Genomic DNA, 16017 nt, shown 5'->3' on the forward strand with positions numbered 1-16017 from the left:
AGATATATGGCACATATAAAAGTCCGGCCGTTTGGCAGGCTGTCTGGCGGACAGGATGCGTTTCTCTACACGCTCAAAAATAAAAACGATGTGACGGTCAGCATCACAGACTTTGGGGCTGCCTTGCAGGCGGTCCGGCTGCCCCAGAATGACGGGCGGCCGAGGGATGTAGTGCTTGGATTTGACAGCGCCGGCGGATATGAGCGTACAGGCCTCTACCTGGGGGCGACGATTGGCCGGTATGCGGGACAGATACGAGGCGGGAGCTTCTGGCTGGACGGAAGGCAGTATCGTTTGTTTAAAAACGACCATGAAAATACCCTCCACGGGGGAAAACGCGGCTTTGACAAGCACCTTTTTGCGGCCGGCCTTGATGAGGATAACAATAAAGTAACATTTCATGCATTGATAGAAGACGGAGAGGAAGGCTTTCCGGGGAATCTGGAAGTAGAATCGAGCTATGAGCTGACGGACAATGATGAGGTCATAATGATACACCGTGCGCTCAGTGACAAGGACACGGTGCTGAACATGACGAACCACAGCTATTACAATCTTGACGGGCATGACAGCGGCAGCATAGAAAATCACAGGCTGAAAATCTACAGCAGCCAGTTCCTTGAATTGTCAGAGGACTGCTGCCCCAATGGCAATGTGCTGGATGTGTCCGGGACACCGATGGATTTTCTCACCATGACAAGAATTGGTGAACGAATCGGACAGCCGTATAAGCAGCTCGATATCAGTGAAGGGTATGACCACAACTGGAATATCGGCGGGCCTGCGGGCACGGTAAGGAAAGTTGCAGAGCTGGAAAGCAGCAGCAATGATGTACGGATGGAGCTGTATTCCGACCTTCCGGGCCTCCAGTTTTACAGCGGCAACTATCTGAACGGCGGTGAAACAGGTAAAGGCGGATGCCGCTATGGCTTCCGGGGAGGGTTGTGCCTGGAGCCCCAGTACTATCCCGCGGCTCCAAACTACAGACAGTTCCCGCCGGCCGTGCTCAGGAGAAATGAGACTTATGAACATACGATCAGGCTGAAGTTCTCCTACACCGGAGGGTAAACTGGGAATTGTTGTAAATCAGGCCGCACCATGGTATAATTGGCGTTAAACAGGAGGGTATGAGATGAAAAAAGGAGGCAAACCTGAAGATCTTGGCGAGGCGAACAGAATGCTGATTCTGAACTACCTTCGCTTGAATGGAAGTATGTCCAAAGCCGATCTGGCCAGAAGGCTTGGAATGAGCTTTCCGGCGATTTCAGCAAATGTGAAGATATTAATTGAACAAGGTCATGTCAGGGAATCCGGAGAAGGCGACAACTCACTGGGACGAAAGTCCATGCTTCTGTCATTTAATGAGGAGATGGGATTTGTCATCGGCGTCGACATCGGCAGGTTTTGGATCCGGGCTATGGTTGCCGACCTGATGGGAAAGGTATTGGGCTATGTGAAAGCTCCCGCCGTCTCTGGCGGGGATGCACAAGAGCTGCATGATGCAGTCGTTGACGTTGTCAGGCAGGCGCTCGCAGAAGGCGGAAAGACGGAAAAGGATATCCTCTGTATCGGAATCGGTCTGCCGGGGGTAATCAGAGGCGACACGATACTGCTTGCTCCGTATTTCCCGGATATAGATTTGAAACAGTTTAAAAAGAGGATTAAAGAAGAATTTGAAACTGAGCTGATACTTGAAAACAGTGTCAATATGGGTGCCATAGGAGAACAGGCGGAGGGCGCCGGGAAAGGGTATGGCAACTTTATCGTCATCAACTATGGGGTCGGGGTCGGCTCGGCACTCGTCCTGAACGGCAGGATATATTCCGGCAGCCATAACGCCGCGGGAGAAATCGGATACATGGTGGCAGAGCCTATGAAGCTCAGGGATTCGTTCGAAGAAGTAGGCGTGCTGGAAAGTATTATCTCTAAAGAGAAGATAGAGAAGTTTATCTCACATGATAACTTCCAGCAGGAAGTGGAACTGCTCGTGGAAAGATACCGGGCAGATGATTTGTATGTCCGTTCGGTTCTGGATGAAATATCAATCAATATCGGGGTGACATTGATTAATTTATGCGCTGCATTAGATCTGGAGGCGGTCATCATCTCCGGCGGCCTGGGAACAGCATTCGGCAACGTGTTCATCGACACGTGGCGTTCCATGCTAGGCAACCATATCCCGTTTCCGCCGAAGATTGTCCTCTCAGAGCTGGATAACAAAGAAGGCGTTCTGGGAGCGATACATAAGAGTATCGAACACTTATTTACTGCTGAAAGCATTATCTAGACAGGAGGACTGCTATCCTTAAAGTGCAGCTCGAATTCAGGCAGTCCGCTGGAATAAGGAGCGATATCATACTGCTGAAAGTATAGGACGATTCCGTCGGCATTCATATAAAAGTTGTCCTTATGAAAGTTCTGCCGTATGAGTTCGGGATAATTGTCAAAATAGGTCGAAGGGGCAGCCTTAAGCCTCTGGGCAGTCTGTTCCTCTATACAAGCCTTTATGCGGTCTGGATAATCACGGTTCTCGGGATAGAAATCGGACAGCTCGATTCGGCGGCCTGAACTGAAGTCCCACGTGTCGGATGTCCGTTCGGTGGCGCCATGGGCTCCTCCCATGTACGTATACTGCTCGGTATAGAGGCTTGTGATGCAGCGCTCGTTATAAGTGACCGTGTACACTTCCTCCAGCTCATAGCTGTGAAACGGAGGATTGTTCTTCTGTATATAGCGGGCGCTTTCTACCGCTTCATCATACAGCACGGTGCGGCAGTATTGTTCCAGCTTTTCTGCTTTGGCGGCATAATACGCATTGATGCCGCGGGCAGCAGAGGTGCTGCACGTAGTGAGGAAGAACGGGTAGTCTATCTTGTAGGTAAAGACGGCAATGTCATTGTAGAACAGGATGTCTTTCAGTGTATTGTTACGGATTTTCTGCATAGGACCCTCCAACCATATATGAGGCAGGCCAACAATATCCCGCCCCGGTTTCATATCATATATAATATATTGCCTGGTGGCTTGTTGTATGAATATTTCAGATGCTGTCCGGGCCGTACCGTGTATATCACAGCTTCGCATCTGTACCCACCGTCCATATACCTTGCAGCTTGTGTTTTTCCTGATTATTCTTTATAATAAAAAGATATTGACAAGGGAGCAGACAGTATGAGAAAAGTAGTCATCATTATTAACGGAAATGGCGGGGTAGGTAAGGACACGCTGTGCGATCTGGCGGCTGAGGCCTTTAAAGTCACGAATATATCTTCTATCACCCCGATTAAGGACATAGCGGCTGAATACGGCTGGAAAGGGGAAAAGGACGCCAGGTCCAGAAAGTTCCTGGCAGACCTGAAGAAAGTATTTACGGAATACAATGACCTTCCTACAAGATACCTCGTGGAGGAATACCGAAAGTTTCTGGACAGCGAATCTCAGATTCTTTTCGTCCATATAAGAGAGGGCGAAGAGATAGACAAGTTTAAGAGCAAGGTGGAGACGCCATGTGCCACGCTCCTTGTCTGCAGAAGCCATATGGAGCATGCAAGATGGGGCAATGAAGCAGATGATAATGTGGCTGGCTATGCCTATGATTTTCAATATGACAATGACAAGCCGCTGCCGGAGGCAGGCCCTGACTTTGTCAGGTTCCTGCAGGAGCTCATAGAAGCTGTCTGGAAATAGAAAGTTTTATAGATGACGAGGGAATCAAGATGATAGTATTTGCCGTTTGCGATGACGAACCTTTTATGCTGGATGATGTTGTGTCCAGGCTTTCAAAATATGCAGAAGAAAGGCATATAGAGCATAAAATACTACGTTTCGATAGTGGTAAGGCGCTTCTGGAGAGCAAACTAGCATATGATATCTTATTTCTTGACATTCAGATGGAGCAGCCAGATGGTATGAAGACTGCAAAGTATTTACGGCAGAGGGGATTCCAGGGGCTGCTCATTTTTATTACCATTCTAAAAGATAACGTATTTGATTCGTTTGAGGCAGAACCATATGATTATCTTCTTAAGCCGCTGGACGAAGTCCGCTTTCGCCGCACATTAGATAGAGCAAGGAATACTCTGCTGCAGGAGGACGTACACACGCTAACGATTCGAAAAGGGAATACCTGTCAAGTGATTCCTTTTTCCCAGCTTATATATTGTGAAGTATTAGGTCGGAAGATATATCTGCATCAGCAAGGTGGCGGGACGATAGACTTTTACGAGAAGTTTGATAATTTAGAAAAACAGATGGACAGCCGTTTTTTCAGGTGTCACAGAAGCTATCTCGTCAATCTGGATTATGTACGCGGGTGTCGTGACGGACGGGTTCAATTGTCGGAGGGTGGTGATATACCTGTTTCACGTCTGCGGGAACAGGGACTTGCACAGGCTCTTTTGCTACATATGAAAGAAAGGCGGCAATACCGTGGATTGGTTTGAATTTTTCATATACAACGTAATATATATATGCGGAATCGGCATCTTGCAGCTTTTTTTCGTCTGTCGTGCTACAGGTGTCCGCATAAAGATATGGCAGTCTGCAATTTACCTTTCTTTTTTTTATGGCGTCTGCTGCATAAGCGCAATGCTGCCGTTTCATGACATGGGTTATCTGCTCAACATATTGCTTATGTACCTGGTGAATCGTTCTGTGCTGAAAAGCAGCCGTTCTGTATCCGGCGTATGGGCAGTTCTGGCGGCATACGTATCGCAAGTTTCGTTTGGCATTATGAATCCGATGTTATCTTTGGTCTTACCCCTTATGCTTGATCATTCCTTTTGGTTCTATGCAGTTATCATATTATCAATACTTCTGCCTCTCGCATTATGCTATGGCTGTTACCGGCTTATTTATCAGTGCTTTCTGCCACGGCAGAGTCAGAGTGAACACTGTATCTGGCTGCTTCTGCCACCGGGTATATTTCTCTTTGCAGTAGAGATGTATCTTCTATCCGCCAATTATGGAAACACCGTGACCATACCCGCACTGCCCGAATTGGACAGGCACCTTACTATGCTGATATTACAACTACTTGGAATCATGGTGATGTTCAGCTCCCTCTATGCTTACCGACGTGTCTATGATGGGTTTCAGACAGAATCCGCGCTGGCTTCGCTGATGCAGGAAACCCGTGCGCAAAAGTCCTATGTTGTGGAGGCACAGGCGCGATACGAAAACACAAGGGCATTCCGGCATGACGTTAAAAATCATCTGACGGTATTGGATGGTTTTTTGAAGGCTGGAAACATCGGGCAGGCACAGACATATTTACAAAAACTAGATGCGGCAACAGGTGAATTATCGTTTCCTTTTACGACCGGCAATCCAGTGGTGGATATTCTGCTGGAGAATAAATTGGCGTTATGCAAGGCGAATACAATCAAGCTCGACGTCTCTCTTGCGCTTCCATCCACCTGTGTGGTCACGGATTTGGACTGGTGCGTCATCTTTGCAAATGCACTTGATAATGCCATACAAGCGTGTAAGAAGGCAGATGCACCGGGCATGATACATATTGCCGGCGAGCGGCAAGGTGATTTTTATATGATGGAATTTGAAAATACTTGCCGAAAAGAGCGGCTGCCTGTGCCTGGCTTCGGAATCGGATTGAGCAATATAAAGACAGTCTCCGAAAAATATGGAGGATTTATGACGGTGGAAAGAAAAGAAGGAAAGTTTGTATTAAGTATCTTGTTAAACATCTCAATACGACCAGAAGACATTTCATTACATAATGATTGAAATTGTTGTCGATACCTCTACAATGAACTCATGGGCAAAAGAAGTGCAAAGGAGGATATTGACATGATAACTGATGTAACGCCAACTGCTTATACAAATTATACAAAGGGAAAAGAAATGCCTGCTCCTAAGCGGCAAGAGAAGACGCAGGAGGCAGCGCAGGCGGAACCGGTGGAGACAGGAGCTGAACTTACACCGGGAACTGATACGCCGTCTCCAAGATTCGATGAATACATACATGAGGAAGAAGGCATGCCAAAAGAGGAAAAGGACTCTCTGCCTGATGTAAAATCAGAGATGGTATGTACGGTAAATACAGATAAGGTAGACGCTGAAATCAAAAGCTTAAAAGAGAAGAAAGCACAAATTGAGCAGCAGATAATTAAGGCGGAAGATAATACAGAGCGTCAGTATAAACTGGAAAGACAATTACAACAAATAGAAAACGAACTCAGAGCAAAGGATAATGATTCCTACAGACGGCAGCATGCGGAATATAAATAGTCTTGAAGCGTCTGTGAATCTGTTTGGCGGCGGCCTTGGTAATAGCAAGGCCGCCGCTTTTCGTTTACAGATAGATTCATGCGCGGCTGGAGAATTTGGCAGCCAATACGAAATAACAGCGGCGGCAGCCCAATAAACAAAGAGCCAATCTTGACAGGGGACCGGAAAGAGATTAGCATTAAAGTAGCAGAGATAAAAACACAGTCTGGTTGGTAGTCCAGGCATATCCGGCAGGATATCAGTAACCTTCCTCCTTAGGTCGTCCATTCTTTGTCTGTGAAAATATATTAAGGAGGAATCATCATGGACAGAGTATCGGTATCAGTATGTGTGTATTTCGAGGATCCATTCTGGGTCGGGGTGGTGGAGAGAACCACAGAGGAAGGGCTGTCGGCCAGCAAGGTTACATTCGGGCCGGAGCCGAAGTCCTACGAGGTATATGGATTCTTACTTGAGAATTACTACAGGCTGCGATTCAGTCCGGCTGTGGAGACGGCTGTCAAGGAGCTGCATGTGAACCCGAAGCGGATGCAGCGCAAGGTGCGTAAGCAGATGGAAGACTGGGGGACGGGGACCAAATCCCAACAGGCATTACAGCTGCAGCATGAGCAGATGAAAACAGAGCGGAGGGGATCGGTTAAAGAGCACAGAGAAGTCGAAAAACTGCGTAAGTTTGAGTTGAAGCAGCAGAAGAAGAAGGAAAAGCACCGGGGCAGATAATGCCCCGGCGCTGCCTGCATAAAGAGGAAAGGAGGCTATATGATGTTAATGCATAGGAACAATGGTTGGGTGCGGAGGACATCTCCGTTTTAAAGGAGAATGACATGATAACAGAGAAATTCAGAATAGATGGCATCCCTGCGATTCTGTGGGGAAAAGAAAGCAGCAAGTGGATGATAGCGGCGCATGGAAGCCATTCGTCCAAAATCGATGACTGCATATGGATACTGGCAGAGGAAGCGCAGACCTTGGGGTATCAGGTGTTAAGCTTTGATTTCCCCCGGCATGGCGAGCGCGTATATGAGACAAGACATTGCATGGTGCAGCAGTGCGTGCGGGAACTGGCAAAGGTTATGGAGCATGCAAGGAAGAGGGCGGACCATATAAGCGTCTTCGGATGCAGCATGGGCGCTTACTTCAGCCTTCTGGCTTACGGGCAGGAGAAGATAGAATGTGCACTGTTCTTATCACCGGTGACGGATATGGAACGTGTGATTCAGAACACGATGAGACAGTTTCAAGTGTCTGAGGAACGGCTACGGGAAGAGAAGGTAATAGAGACGCCCTTCGAACCGCTTATCTGGGACTATTACTGTAATATTAAAGAACATCCCGTCCTGTCGTGGAACCATCCAACGTCTATCCTGTACGGGGAACATGACAATATCTGCGAATATGAATACGTAAGCGCATTTGCCAAGAAGAATCATTGCCATCTGGAAGTACAGCCGGGAGGAGAGCACTGGTTCCACACGAAGGAAGAGCTGGCGTATTATAGAGACTGGCTGAGACTCAGGTTGTAAGTTCTGCCATATGAAGGCGGATATGAAGGTTGGTGATAATAATGACGGATGTTATGACGAAGGAGCAGCGGAGCAAGACGATGAGCCGTATCCACAGGCAAGACACCAGTATCGAAGTGAAGCTCAGAAAAGCGCTGTGGAACAAGGGATATAGATACCGGAAGAACTATAAAGAGCTGCCAGGTTCTCCTGATATCGTCCTCACGAAATATCATATCTGCATCTTCTGTGACAGCGAGTTCTTTCACGGAAAGGACTGGCTCGTCCTTCGGCCGAAGCTTGAGAGGGGGAATAATCCTGGCTACTGGGTCAGGAAAATATCCAGAAATATAGAACGAGACGATGAGGTGGACAAAAAGCTGCTGTTCATGGGTTGGACGGTGATACATTTCTGGGGAAAAGATATTCTTAAGAATACGGAAGCGTGTATAAGAGTAATTGAGGAAACTATATTTGAAGACCGTTTACAAGAGGTTGAACTGGATGAAATGTGAGAAAGGGATAAGATATGCTGCCATATGATAAGACGGATCCGGCTTCTATCGAGGCCTACGCTAAGGGGCTGGCAGGCAAGACGTTCGGCCAGGTACTGGAGGAAAGCCGGTATCTGGACTTTGCCGTGAAGGACAGCAAGATTGATTACAGCAATCCGAACCAGAAGGGAAAGCTGGGTAACCTGTTGGAGGAGAAATACTTCGGTTATAAGGCGAACAGTGACCAGGAAGCCGACTTCCCGGAGGCGGGAGTCGAGCTGAAAGTTACCTGTTATGATGTGCTGAAGAACGGCAGCATATCTGCAGGAGAGCGCCTTGTCCTGACGATGATTTCCTACGAGGGCCCTGTGGAGAAAGATTTTTATCAGTCTCATGTGTGGGAGAAGTGCCGCAGGATCCTGCTCGTATATTACGAGAGAGATAAGAAGCTGGCGTACAATACGCTGTATAAGATTACATTTGCAAATATGGTATCACCGGCCCGGCAGGATATGCCGATTATCGTGCAGGACTATGACAGGATTATTCAGAAGATGGAAGCGGGAAAAGCCGATGAGCTCAGCGAGAGCGATACGCTCTATCTCGGGGCTTGTACGAAAGGTGCGACGGCGGCTTCCAGCATGCGCCCCCAGTTCTATCCGCCATATACGCCCGCAAGAAAAAGGGCATTCTGCTTCAAGAGGCAGTACATGGATTATATACTGCACACGTATATCATGCCGGGAAGGACCACATATGAACCACTGATTCGTGATGCAGAGGAACTGGCAGGGAGAACTTTTGAAGAAGTCATCACGTCCCGCATTGCATGTCATTATGGAGCAAGTGACAAAGAGCTGTGCGGCCTGTACGGCAGAGAATACAACAATAATAAGGCGCAGTGGTATGATCTGGCGTACCGGATGCTTGGCATCAGAGGTAATCACGCAGAAGAATTCCAGAAAGCCAACATCGCGGTCAAGGTGATACGCCTGGAAGAAAACAATACGATGAAAGAGAGCATGTCTTTTCCTCCTTTTAAATTTAAGGAGCTGGCCGAACAGACGTGGGAAGATTCAGACATATTCAGGTATTTTGACGAGACGCGGTTTTTCTTTGTCATCTTTAAAAAGGCAGGAGATGTATACTATCTGCATAAGTGCCAGTTCTGGAATATGCCGTACCATGATTTGAACGAAACGGTCAGAGACGGGTGGGAAAGGGTAAAAGAAAGAATTATGAACGGTGTGAGCTTTCATATATCACCTACGAAAACAGGACATATCATCCACAATAACCTTCCCGCCAAGAAGGACAACCGAATAATCCATGTCAGGCCCCATGCGGCGAAAAGCGCATATAAGCTGAACGGATTTGCCTCAGGCAATATCGAGAGGGATGCGGATGAGCTTCCAAGCGGCGAGTGTATGACAAGGCAGAGCTTTTGGATCAATAACAGCTATCTGCTGGAGCAGCTGGAAATCTAGCCGTGTAAGCTTAAGGTCATCCGGCGGTGTACGGCGAAGCGGTCCGGCCCATATGGGCCGGACCGCTTCGCCTGCGTTTAATGTATGTTATCTTCATGGTATGATATTGAGGTCAAAAGGTATTTGCCCCCTTGATACCTACGGATTACTCCGCATTTTCATGCTTGCATGAAACGCCTGACCTTTTGACCCTGGTATCATGGTATATTCTTAGAATTTCTGGTGCCATATCGGTGACAAGTTCGGTGACAAGTGCATTTCCCATCAGGAAGTAGCGCTGCCGGTTGCTTAAGGTCGTCTCTACCGTACTGCCATCCTCAAGCATCTGTATACCATGCTTCGTCCAGTCGTCAGGGAAGGTCTGGATCCGTTCTGCTTCAAGGGGGAGCAGGATCCGTTTCTGTCCCGTGGCCGGATCCAGTACGACGTGGGAGGAGCGGTTCACGCTACCTTCGCTTGTCAGCATCGTCCTGGCAGGAACAGCCTCGTTATCAGGATACGGGCAGGTACCCTCAGAAAAGATATAGGTAAATCCTTCCTTTGTCGTCCGTTCCTTTTTCTTGGACTGCTTTGCTTCGATCCACGGAGCTTCGTTTTTGATATTATAACTGTCGTCCGGTGCAGGTACGAGTATAGACCCGAGGATGCGGTCATTATCGGCTTTCACCGCAGCCGCCTTTTTCGTCGTGATGATTCCATCTGCCATATGGCCGGCCGTTTCAAACGTGAAAGCAAAAGATTCGCTGATTTGTGAGATGTCAAGATCTCTTACCGTAGCCTGCTTACACGTCTTTTCCTCATAGGTGCAGGGGAAAATGCCGCCAAAAAAATCAGGATTTCCCCCGGCATACCGTAAATGATTCTTATACGCGAAGATAAACGTACGGCGCCTCTTCTGCGGCTTTCCATATTCAGCGGCATTGATGACACGCCATTGGACATCATAGTCCAATTCATCGAAGCATTTCAGGATGACACCGAAGTCGCGCCCTCTCTGCGAGGCAGGTGATTTCAGCAGCCGGTCTACATTTTCGAGCAGGACATAGGAAGGCGATTTTGCCTCCAGAGTCGACCGGATATCCCACCAGAGGATTCCCTTTGTACCCTCTATGCCCTTTGAAGATTTCGGGCCTGCCACGGAATAGTTCTGGCAGGGGAATCCCCCTACAAGCAGGTCGAAGTCCGGCAGCTTGTCCTTGGGGACCTGATGTATATCAAGGTTGGTGTACGGACGCAGGTCTTCGGCGATGGTATCTAACGGGTAGTGCTTTATATAGCACTCATATGCAAATTGGCTTTTATAAGAAGGCTCCCACTGGTTGAAGAACACGGTTTCAAACTCATCGGAATAACGCTCCAGTCCATACCGGAAACCGCCGACACCTGCGAATAGTTCGCATACTTTCATATAAACAATCCTTTCTGTTCAGAATCTATTATATTATAAAGTAGGTGGAGAAATAAAACAAGCGGCAAATCAAGCTGTATAAAATTGGAGGGTTGCATGTCGGACAAAGCATATTTATAATCATGACATACAGATGTCGTGATTCACGTGCTATTCTGTTACCACAGACAAGTTAAAGGGGGGATTGAAGATGGCTTCAAGCAAAGAATTTGTAGCGTATATCGCGGACCAGCTTGCAGGCGCGGGAGAGATTACTTACCGGAAGATGTTCGGGGAGTATGGCATGTACTGTGACGGGAAGATATTTGCACTGATCTGTGACGACCAGTTCTTCGTCAAGATTACAGAAGCAGGGAGGAATATCTGGCCGGAGCTGGAGGAAGTGCCGCCTTACGAGGGAGCAAAACCATATTTTCTCGTAGAAGACATTGATGACAGCGAGCGCCTGTGCATATTGGCGGCAGAGACGTATAAGGAACTGCCGGAACCAAAGCCGAAAAAGAAAAAGGCAGAGAGGAAGAAGAATGGATAAAGAGAAGGTAACGAAGCTGGATTACAAAAAAGAATATAAGGATCTGTATCTTCCAAAGACAAAACCTATGGTTATCGATGTGCCAGAGATGGTTTTCATACAGGTAGAAGGGGAAGGGGATCCGAACACGGCCCAAAGCTATAAGAATGCGATGGAGGTGTTATACGGTCTTTCCTTTGGCATCAAGATGAGCAAGATGAGCGGCAGCCAGCCAAAGGGATATTTTGAATATGTCGTGCCGCCGCTGGAAGGCCTCTGGTGGATGGATGGGGATAGGTATCTGGGAACTATGGGACTGGCCGGACAAAAGGACAAGTTTCGATGGATATCTATGATCCGGCAGCCTGAATTTGTTACGCCGGACGTATTTGAATGGGCAAAAGAGAGCCTGAGGAAGAAGCATCCCGACATAGACCTTTCATCGACGAGGCTTGTAACATATACGGAAGGCCTCTGCTGCCAGGTCATGCACATCGGCCCATACGACGATGAACCGGCTACGATAGAGAAGTTAGGAAAGTTCATCGAGGAAAGCGGATATATATGCGACATAGGGGAAGAACGCCGCCATCATGAGATCTATCTCGGTGACCCGAGGCGGACGAAGCCGGAACGCCTGCGGACCGTAATCCGCCACCCGGTAAAAAGGCGTGACACCGAATCGTCCAGTTATAAATGATATCCTGAAAAATAGACAGTAAAATATGCCCACATCTGGTAGTTTTGTGATAGAATGTGTATAGAGTTTTGCATTGATATAATAAAATATAGTTTTTAAGGGCAGATGTGGAGCAGGATTATGAAGAAAATAGTTAAATTGGGGTTTCCGCTTATTGTAGCAGTCATTCTCATCATGAGTTTTTTATCTGCGAGATCGATGTCGGATATTGAAAATTACGGCAGGCTGATCAACTATGTCGGAATCGTGCGGGGGGCATCCCAGCGGGTGATAAAGCTGGAGACGAACGATATGCCGGACGATAATCTCATCAATTATGTGAGCAGTATCATGGATGAGCTTTTGACCGGAGAAGGCGAATATGGACTTGAGAGGACCGGCTATGGAGCGTTTAATGATAATCTGGAAAAGCTCGGGGAAAGATGGGAACAGATTAAGACGGAAATAGCCGAAGTGAGAAGCGGGCATGACAAAGAAAAGCTTCTTGCTTCAAGCGAGGAATTGTTTGATATAGCAAACGATACAGTATTTTCCATAGAAAAGTATTCGGGAATGCGTTCGGCATCGCTGGCCAGACAGCTCATCGTTATGGGTATTTTCTGCTTTCTGATCAGCATAGTCATCATAGGATATTACGTGCGGGAATATTTCAGGCTACGTAAAAAGACAGAGACGCTGGCAGATATGGCGGGACGTGACAAGCTTACAGGTGCGTTGACAACGGAGCGCTTCTATACAGATGCCCAGAAGATGCTTGACAGCACAGATGCCCGGGCAGCCATTCTATATATTGATTTTGAAAATTTCAAATACATCAACGATGTGTTTGGATATGAGGTGGGGGACGCTATCCTCCAGAAGTATGCGGAAGTGATGACTGCATCGCTCGGAAAAGGAGAGCTTTTAGCCCGGGTGATGGCGGACCGTTTTGTCTTGCTGCGTTTTTATGAAGACAAAGAGCTCATGTTGGAAGAACAGAAGGAGCTGGACCGCCGCTTTATGAATCTGGATGTCCTGCCGGACAAGCATTCGATAACGATTGCATGTGGTTTCTGCTGCAGGGAAGACGTCATAGAACAGTTAGACATAAACGGGCTGATCAATCGGGCCAACTATGCGCAGAAGACGATAAAGAACAAGCCGGATGTACATTATGCCTTTTATGATGACAGCATCAGGCAGAAGATGTTCCGGGAGATATATCTGACGGACCGTCTGCAGAAAGGTCTTGACACAGGGGAGTTCCGTGTCTATCTGCAGCCGAAGGTCTCCCCATTTGAGGGGAGGATAGAAGGAGCGGAAGCGCTCATACGGTGGATAACGGCTGACGGCGAGTTCATTACGCCGGGAGAATTTATCACGCTGTTTGAAAAGAACCACAGCATAAGAAAGCTGGACCAGTATGTATTCGAGTCAGTGTGCCGGCTGATGCATGAGCGGTATGAAAAAGGACGGGCGGTCGTTCCGGTGTCGGTCAATGTATCAAAGCTTACGTTCTACACCGCGGACTTTATCGATGCATATAAAGAGATAAAAGAGCGCTATGGCATTCCTGACAACATGCTGGAGATTGAATTTACAGAGACGGTGGCATGTGAGAACGAAAAGTATATGACCCAGATAGTAAAAGATCTGCATGAAAATGGATTCCTCTGTTCTATGGACGACTTTGGAACAGGGTATTCATCCCTTGGAATGCTGAAGAACCTCGATATTGATACATTGAAACTGGATGCACTGTTCTTTAGAGAAAGCAAGGATTTAAAAAAGGAACAGATTATAGTGAAAGAAGTGCTGCATATGATATACCAGCTGAATATCAAGGCGGTAGCGGAAGGGATTGAAACGGAGAGCCAGGTTGCCTTTCTGAAAGAGTGTGGCTGCGACTATATACAAGGCTATTACTATTATAAACCTATGCCGGCGGAAGAGTTTGGTGCAGAACTGGACAGGCAGTCGGTACAGGCAGTTTAGCATTTTGCACATACATATTGAAGGATAGTTGAAAAAATGCCCCCTTCAGTTGAACACACGTCCATTGCGGATGTGCCGGCCTTTGCTGTAATATGAAGATAGCAGGCAGAACGGTGGAGGTGGATGCATGAAAGAACAATTAGGAAAAACGATACAACATTTAAGAAAAGTACATTGCTATACGCAGGAACAGATGGCAGATGCCGTGGGAGTGTCTGTCGCGGCGGTATCGAAATGGGAAAATGGTGTGAGCTGTCCCGATGTCATGCTGCTTCCGGTGCTCGCAAGATATCTGGACACAGACATAAACTCGCTGCTGTCTTTCCATAAAAACCTATCGGAGGCAGAAGCGGCTTCACTAATCAATGAGGTGTCTGACATATTCTTTGGCAGCGGGTTTGAAGCCGCCTATGCGTTTCTGATGGAGAAGATCAGGGAGTATCCCGGCAGCGGCAGGCTGGTGCTGAACGGCGCTATGGTGTTGAATGGAGCACTCGTCATGAACGGGGATCTGGAAGAGGCGGAACGGTATGAAGAGCAGATAGAACAGTTGTATGAAAAGGCATCGGAAAGCGAAGATCCGGCAATCTGCAGCCAGGCGCAGTACATGCTCGCCTCAAGGTATATGGGGCGGGGGGAATACGACAGGGCAGAGGCTTTGATTGACAGGCTGCCTGACGAACAGGCGTATGATAAAAAACAGATGCAGGTGAATCTCTGCCTTGCACGTAATCAGCTTGCGGCTGCGGGGGAGATGGAGGAGCAAAAGCTGATGCTTGCCGCCAGCAGCCTGAGTATGGTGCTTGTAACCCTCATCGATATAGCGCTCAGAGAAGGCCGGGACGAAGACGCGCGCTATTTGGCAGAAACTGCCGAAAGTACGGCCCGTGCCCTGGACATGTGGGAATATACCGTCCAGCTGCCGTGGCTCGAGCTGTACACGCATAAGAAGGACAGGGACAACTGCCTGAAAACACTCAGATGCATGCTTGCATCGGTGACAGAGGAGTGGGACTTTACCTCTTCTCCACTGTACAGACATGTAAGGAAGAAGGCAGGGGAGGAAAGGCTTGGAGTCAAAATGAAAGAGACGCTCATATCCACTATAGAGCAGGACGGAAGATATGCGTTTCTGCGGGACTCGGAAGAATGGAAGAAGATACGATCCGCCGGGAGCGGGACGGACAGGAGTGCTGGACAAGATGAAACGTAATGTAGACTTTAAGGATATATCTGACGGGAAGCTGTACTCGTCCAACGACATGGTACGGGCGGACTGCCATAACTGCGAAGGGTGCTCTGCCTGCTGCCGCGGGATGGGGAAGTCCATCATGCTGGATCCGTTCGATATGCAGAGGCTGTGTAAAGGGCTGTCCGTAAATTTTGACGGACTGATGGAGCGGTATATAGAACTCCATGCAGCGGACGGCATGATCGTTCCGAATGTGAAGATGGATGGGCAGGAGGAAGCCTGCGTATTTCTCGATGCCGGGGGCAGATGCAGCATCCATTCCTTCCGTCCGGGCATATGCCGTCTGTTTCCGCTTGGACGGTATTATGAGGGAGATGGATTCCGGTATTTTCTACAGATACACGAGTGCAGGAAGAAGGACAGGGGAAAGATAAAGGTAAAGAAATGTAGGTTTGTCAAACATTTGTTACAGTGACCGTAAATAATCCTTTAAGACCTCA

The 16017-nt window shown here is 47.9% G+C and carries 16 protein-coding genes and 1 pseudogene; 15 read left to right on the plus strand and 2 right to left on the minus strand.

Going from position 1 to position 16017, the window contains the following annotated elements:
• Nucleotides 1-6: 6 nt before the first annotated feature.
• Both HJV72_RS06195 and HJV72_RS06200 read left to right on the plus strand, forming a co-directional pair.
• Nucleotides 7-1068 (plus strand): aldose epimerase family protein, encoded by a 1062-nt coding sequence (locus HJV72_RS06195; protein ID WP_208069559.1) that lies wholly within the window; start codon nucleotides 7-9, stop codon nucleotides 1066-1068.
• 64 nt (nucleotides 1069-1132) lie between these two features.
• The gene (locus HJV72_RS06200) at nucleotides 1133-2287 is read left to right on the plus strand and encodes an ROK family transcriptional regulator (RefSeq protein ID WP_208069560.1); all 1155 of its coding nucleotides are present in this window, start codon (nucleotides 1133-1135) and stop codon (nucleotides 2285-2287) included.
• On the opposite strand, the gene HJV72_RS06205 is transcribed toward HJV72_RS06200, so the two are convergent.
• Nucleotides 2284-2943 carry a DUF3298 and DUF4163 domain-containing protein gene (locus HJV72_RS06205; RefSeq protein WP_208069561.1) on the minus strand — a complete coding sequence of 220 codons (660 nt, stop codon included), beginning with the start codon at nucleotides 2941-2943 and terminating at the stop codon, nucleotides 2284-2286. The two genes, HJV72_RS06200 and HJV72_RS06205, sit on opposite strands and share 4 nt — an antisense overlap.
• 228 nt (nucleotides 2944-3171) lie before the next feature.
• Here HJV72_RS06205 and HJV72_RS06210 point away from each other — a divergent pair, with 228 nt between their 5' ends.
• The 8 genes from HJV72_RS06210 to HJV72_RS06245 all read left to right on the plus strand — a co-directional run bounded on the left by HJV72_RS06210 (nucleotide 3172) and on the right by HJV72_RS06245 (nucleotide 9732).
• Nucleotides 3172-3687 carry a hypothetical protein gene (locus tag HJV72_RS06210; RefSeq protein WP_208069563.1) on the plus strand — a complete coding sequence of 172 codons (516 nt, stop codon included), beginning with the start codon at nucleotides 3172-3174 and terminating at the stop codon, nucleotides 3685-3687.
• Nucleotides 3688-3716: 29 nt separating this feature from the next.
• Nucleotides 3717-4442: a LytR/AlgR family response regulator transcription factor gene (locus tag HJV72_RS06215; protein ID WP_208069565.1), complete on the plus strand. Its 726-nt coding sequence runs from the start codon at nucleotides 3717-3719 to the stop codon at nucleotides 4440-4442.
• 574 nt (nucleotides 4443-5016) lie between these two features.
• On the plus strand, nucleotides 5017-5745 hold the full coding sequence (locus tag HJV72_RS06220; protein WP_198146293.1) for a sensor histidine kinase: 729 nt from the start codon (nucleotides 5017-5019) through the stop codon (nucleotides 5743-5745).
• Nucleotides 5746-5808: 63 nt separating this feature from the next.
• The gene (locus tag HJV72_RS06225) at nucleotides 5809-6249 is read left to right on the plus strand and encodes a hypothetical protein (protein WP_049729902.1); all 441 of its coding nucleotides are present in this window, start codon (nucleotides 5809-5811) and stop codon (nucleotides 6247-6249) included.
• Nucleotides 6250-6552: 303 nt separating this feature from the next.
• On the plus strand, nucleotides 6553-6969 hold the full coding sequence (locus HJV72_RS06230) for a YjdF family protein (RefSeq protein WP_208069567.1): 417 nt from the start codon (nucleotides 6553-6555) through the stop codon (nucleotides 6967-6969).
• A gap of 104 nt (nucleotides 6970-7073) precedes the next feature.
• Nucleotides 7074-7772, plus strand: coding sequence for an alpha/beta hydrolase (locus HJV72_RS06235; RefSeq protein ID WP_208069570.1), 699 nt, complete (start codon nucleotides 7074-7076; stop codon nucleotides 7770-7772).
• A gap of 41 nt (nucleotides 7773-7813) precedes the next feature.
• Nucleotides 7814-8266, plus strand: coding sequence for a very short patch repair endonuclease (locus tag HJV72_RS06240; RefSeq protein WP_208069593.1), 453 nt, complete (start codon nucleotides 7814-7816; stop codon nucleotides 8264-8266).
• A gap of 14 nt (nucleotides 8267-8280) precedes the next feature.
• Nucleotides 8281-9732 (plus strand): Sau3AI family type II restriction endonuclease, encoded by a 1452-nt coding sequence (locus tag HJV72_RS06245; protein WP_208069572.1) that lies wholly within the window; start codon nucleotides 8281-8283, stop codon nucleotides 9730-9732.
• A gap of 145 nt (nucleotides 9733-9877) precedes the next feature.
• Here HJV72_RS06245 and dcm read toward each other — a convergent pair whose 3' ends face one another.
• Nucleotides 9878-11140, minus strand: a complete 1263-nt coding sequence (dcm, locus tag HJV72_RS06250) for a DNA (cytosine-5-)-methyltransferase (RefSeq protein WP_208069575.1) — start codon at nucleotides 11138-11140, stop codon at nucleotides 9878-9880.
• A 190-nt stretch (nucleotides 11141-11330) separates the two neighbouring features.
• Here dcm and HJV72_RS06255 point away from each other — a divergent pair, with 190 nt between their 5' ends.
• The 5 genes and pseudogenes from HJV72_RS06255 to HJV72_RS06275 all read left to right on the plus strand — a co-directional run.
• A complete protein-coding gene (locus HJV72_RS06255) occupies nucleotides 11331-11672 on the plus strand; it encodes a TfoX/Sxy family protein (protein WP_049729907.1) in 342 nt (113 codons plus the stop codon).
• On the plus strand, nucleotides 11665-12351 hold the full coding sequence (locus HJV72_RS06260) for a GyrI-like domain-containing protein (RefSeq protein ID WP_208069577.1): 687 nt from the start codon (nucleotides 11665-11667) through the stop codon (nucleotides 12349-12351). Before HJV72_RS06255 ends, HJV72_RS06260 begins: the two co-directional genes overlap by 8 nt.
• Nucleotides 12352-12471: 120 nt before the next feature.
• Nucleotides 12472-14325, plus strand: coding sequence for a putative bifunctional diguanylate cyclase/phosphodiesterase (locus tag HJV72_RS06265; protein WP_243765538.1), 1854 nt, complete (start codon nucleotides 12472-12474; stop codon nucleotides 14323-14325).
• Between the two features lie 127 nt (nucleotides 14326-14452).
• Nucleotides 14453-15538 (plus strand): helix-turn-helix domain-containing protein, encoded by a 1086-nt coding sequence (locus HJV72_RS06270; protein WP_208069580.1) that lies wholly within the window; start codon nucleotides 14453-14455, stop codon nucleotides 15536-15538.
• A pseudogene (locus tag HJV72_RS06275) lies at nucleotides 15528-15962 on the plus strand (YkgJ family cysteine cluster protein); the annotation flags it as partial. The gene HJV72_RS06270 and the pseudogene HJV72_RS06275, both read left to right, overlap by 11 nt.
• Between the last annotated feature and the right edge of the window lie 55 nt (nucleotides 15963-16017).

The sequence above is a fragment of the Extibacter sp. GGCC_0201 genome (assembly GCF_017566055.1).
Taxonomy (GTDB): domain Bacteria; phylum Bacillota; class Clostridia; order Lachnospirales; family Lachnospiraceae; genus Extibacter.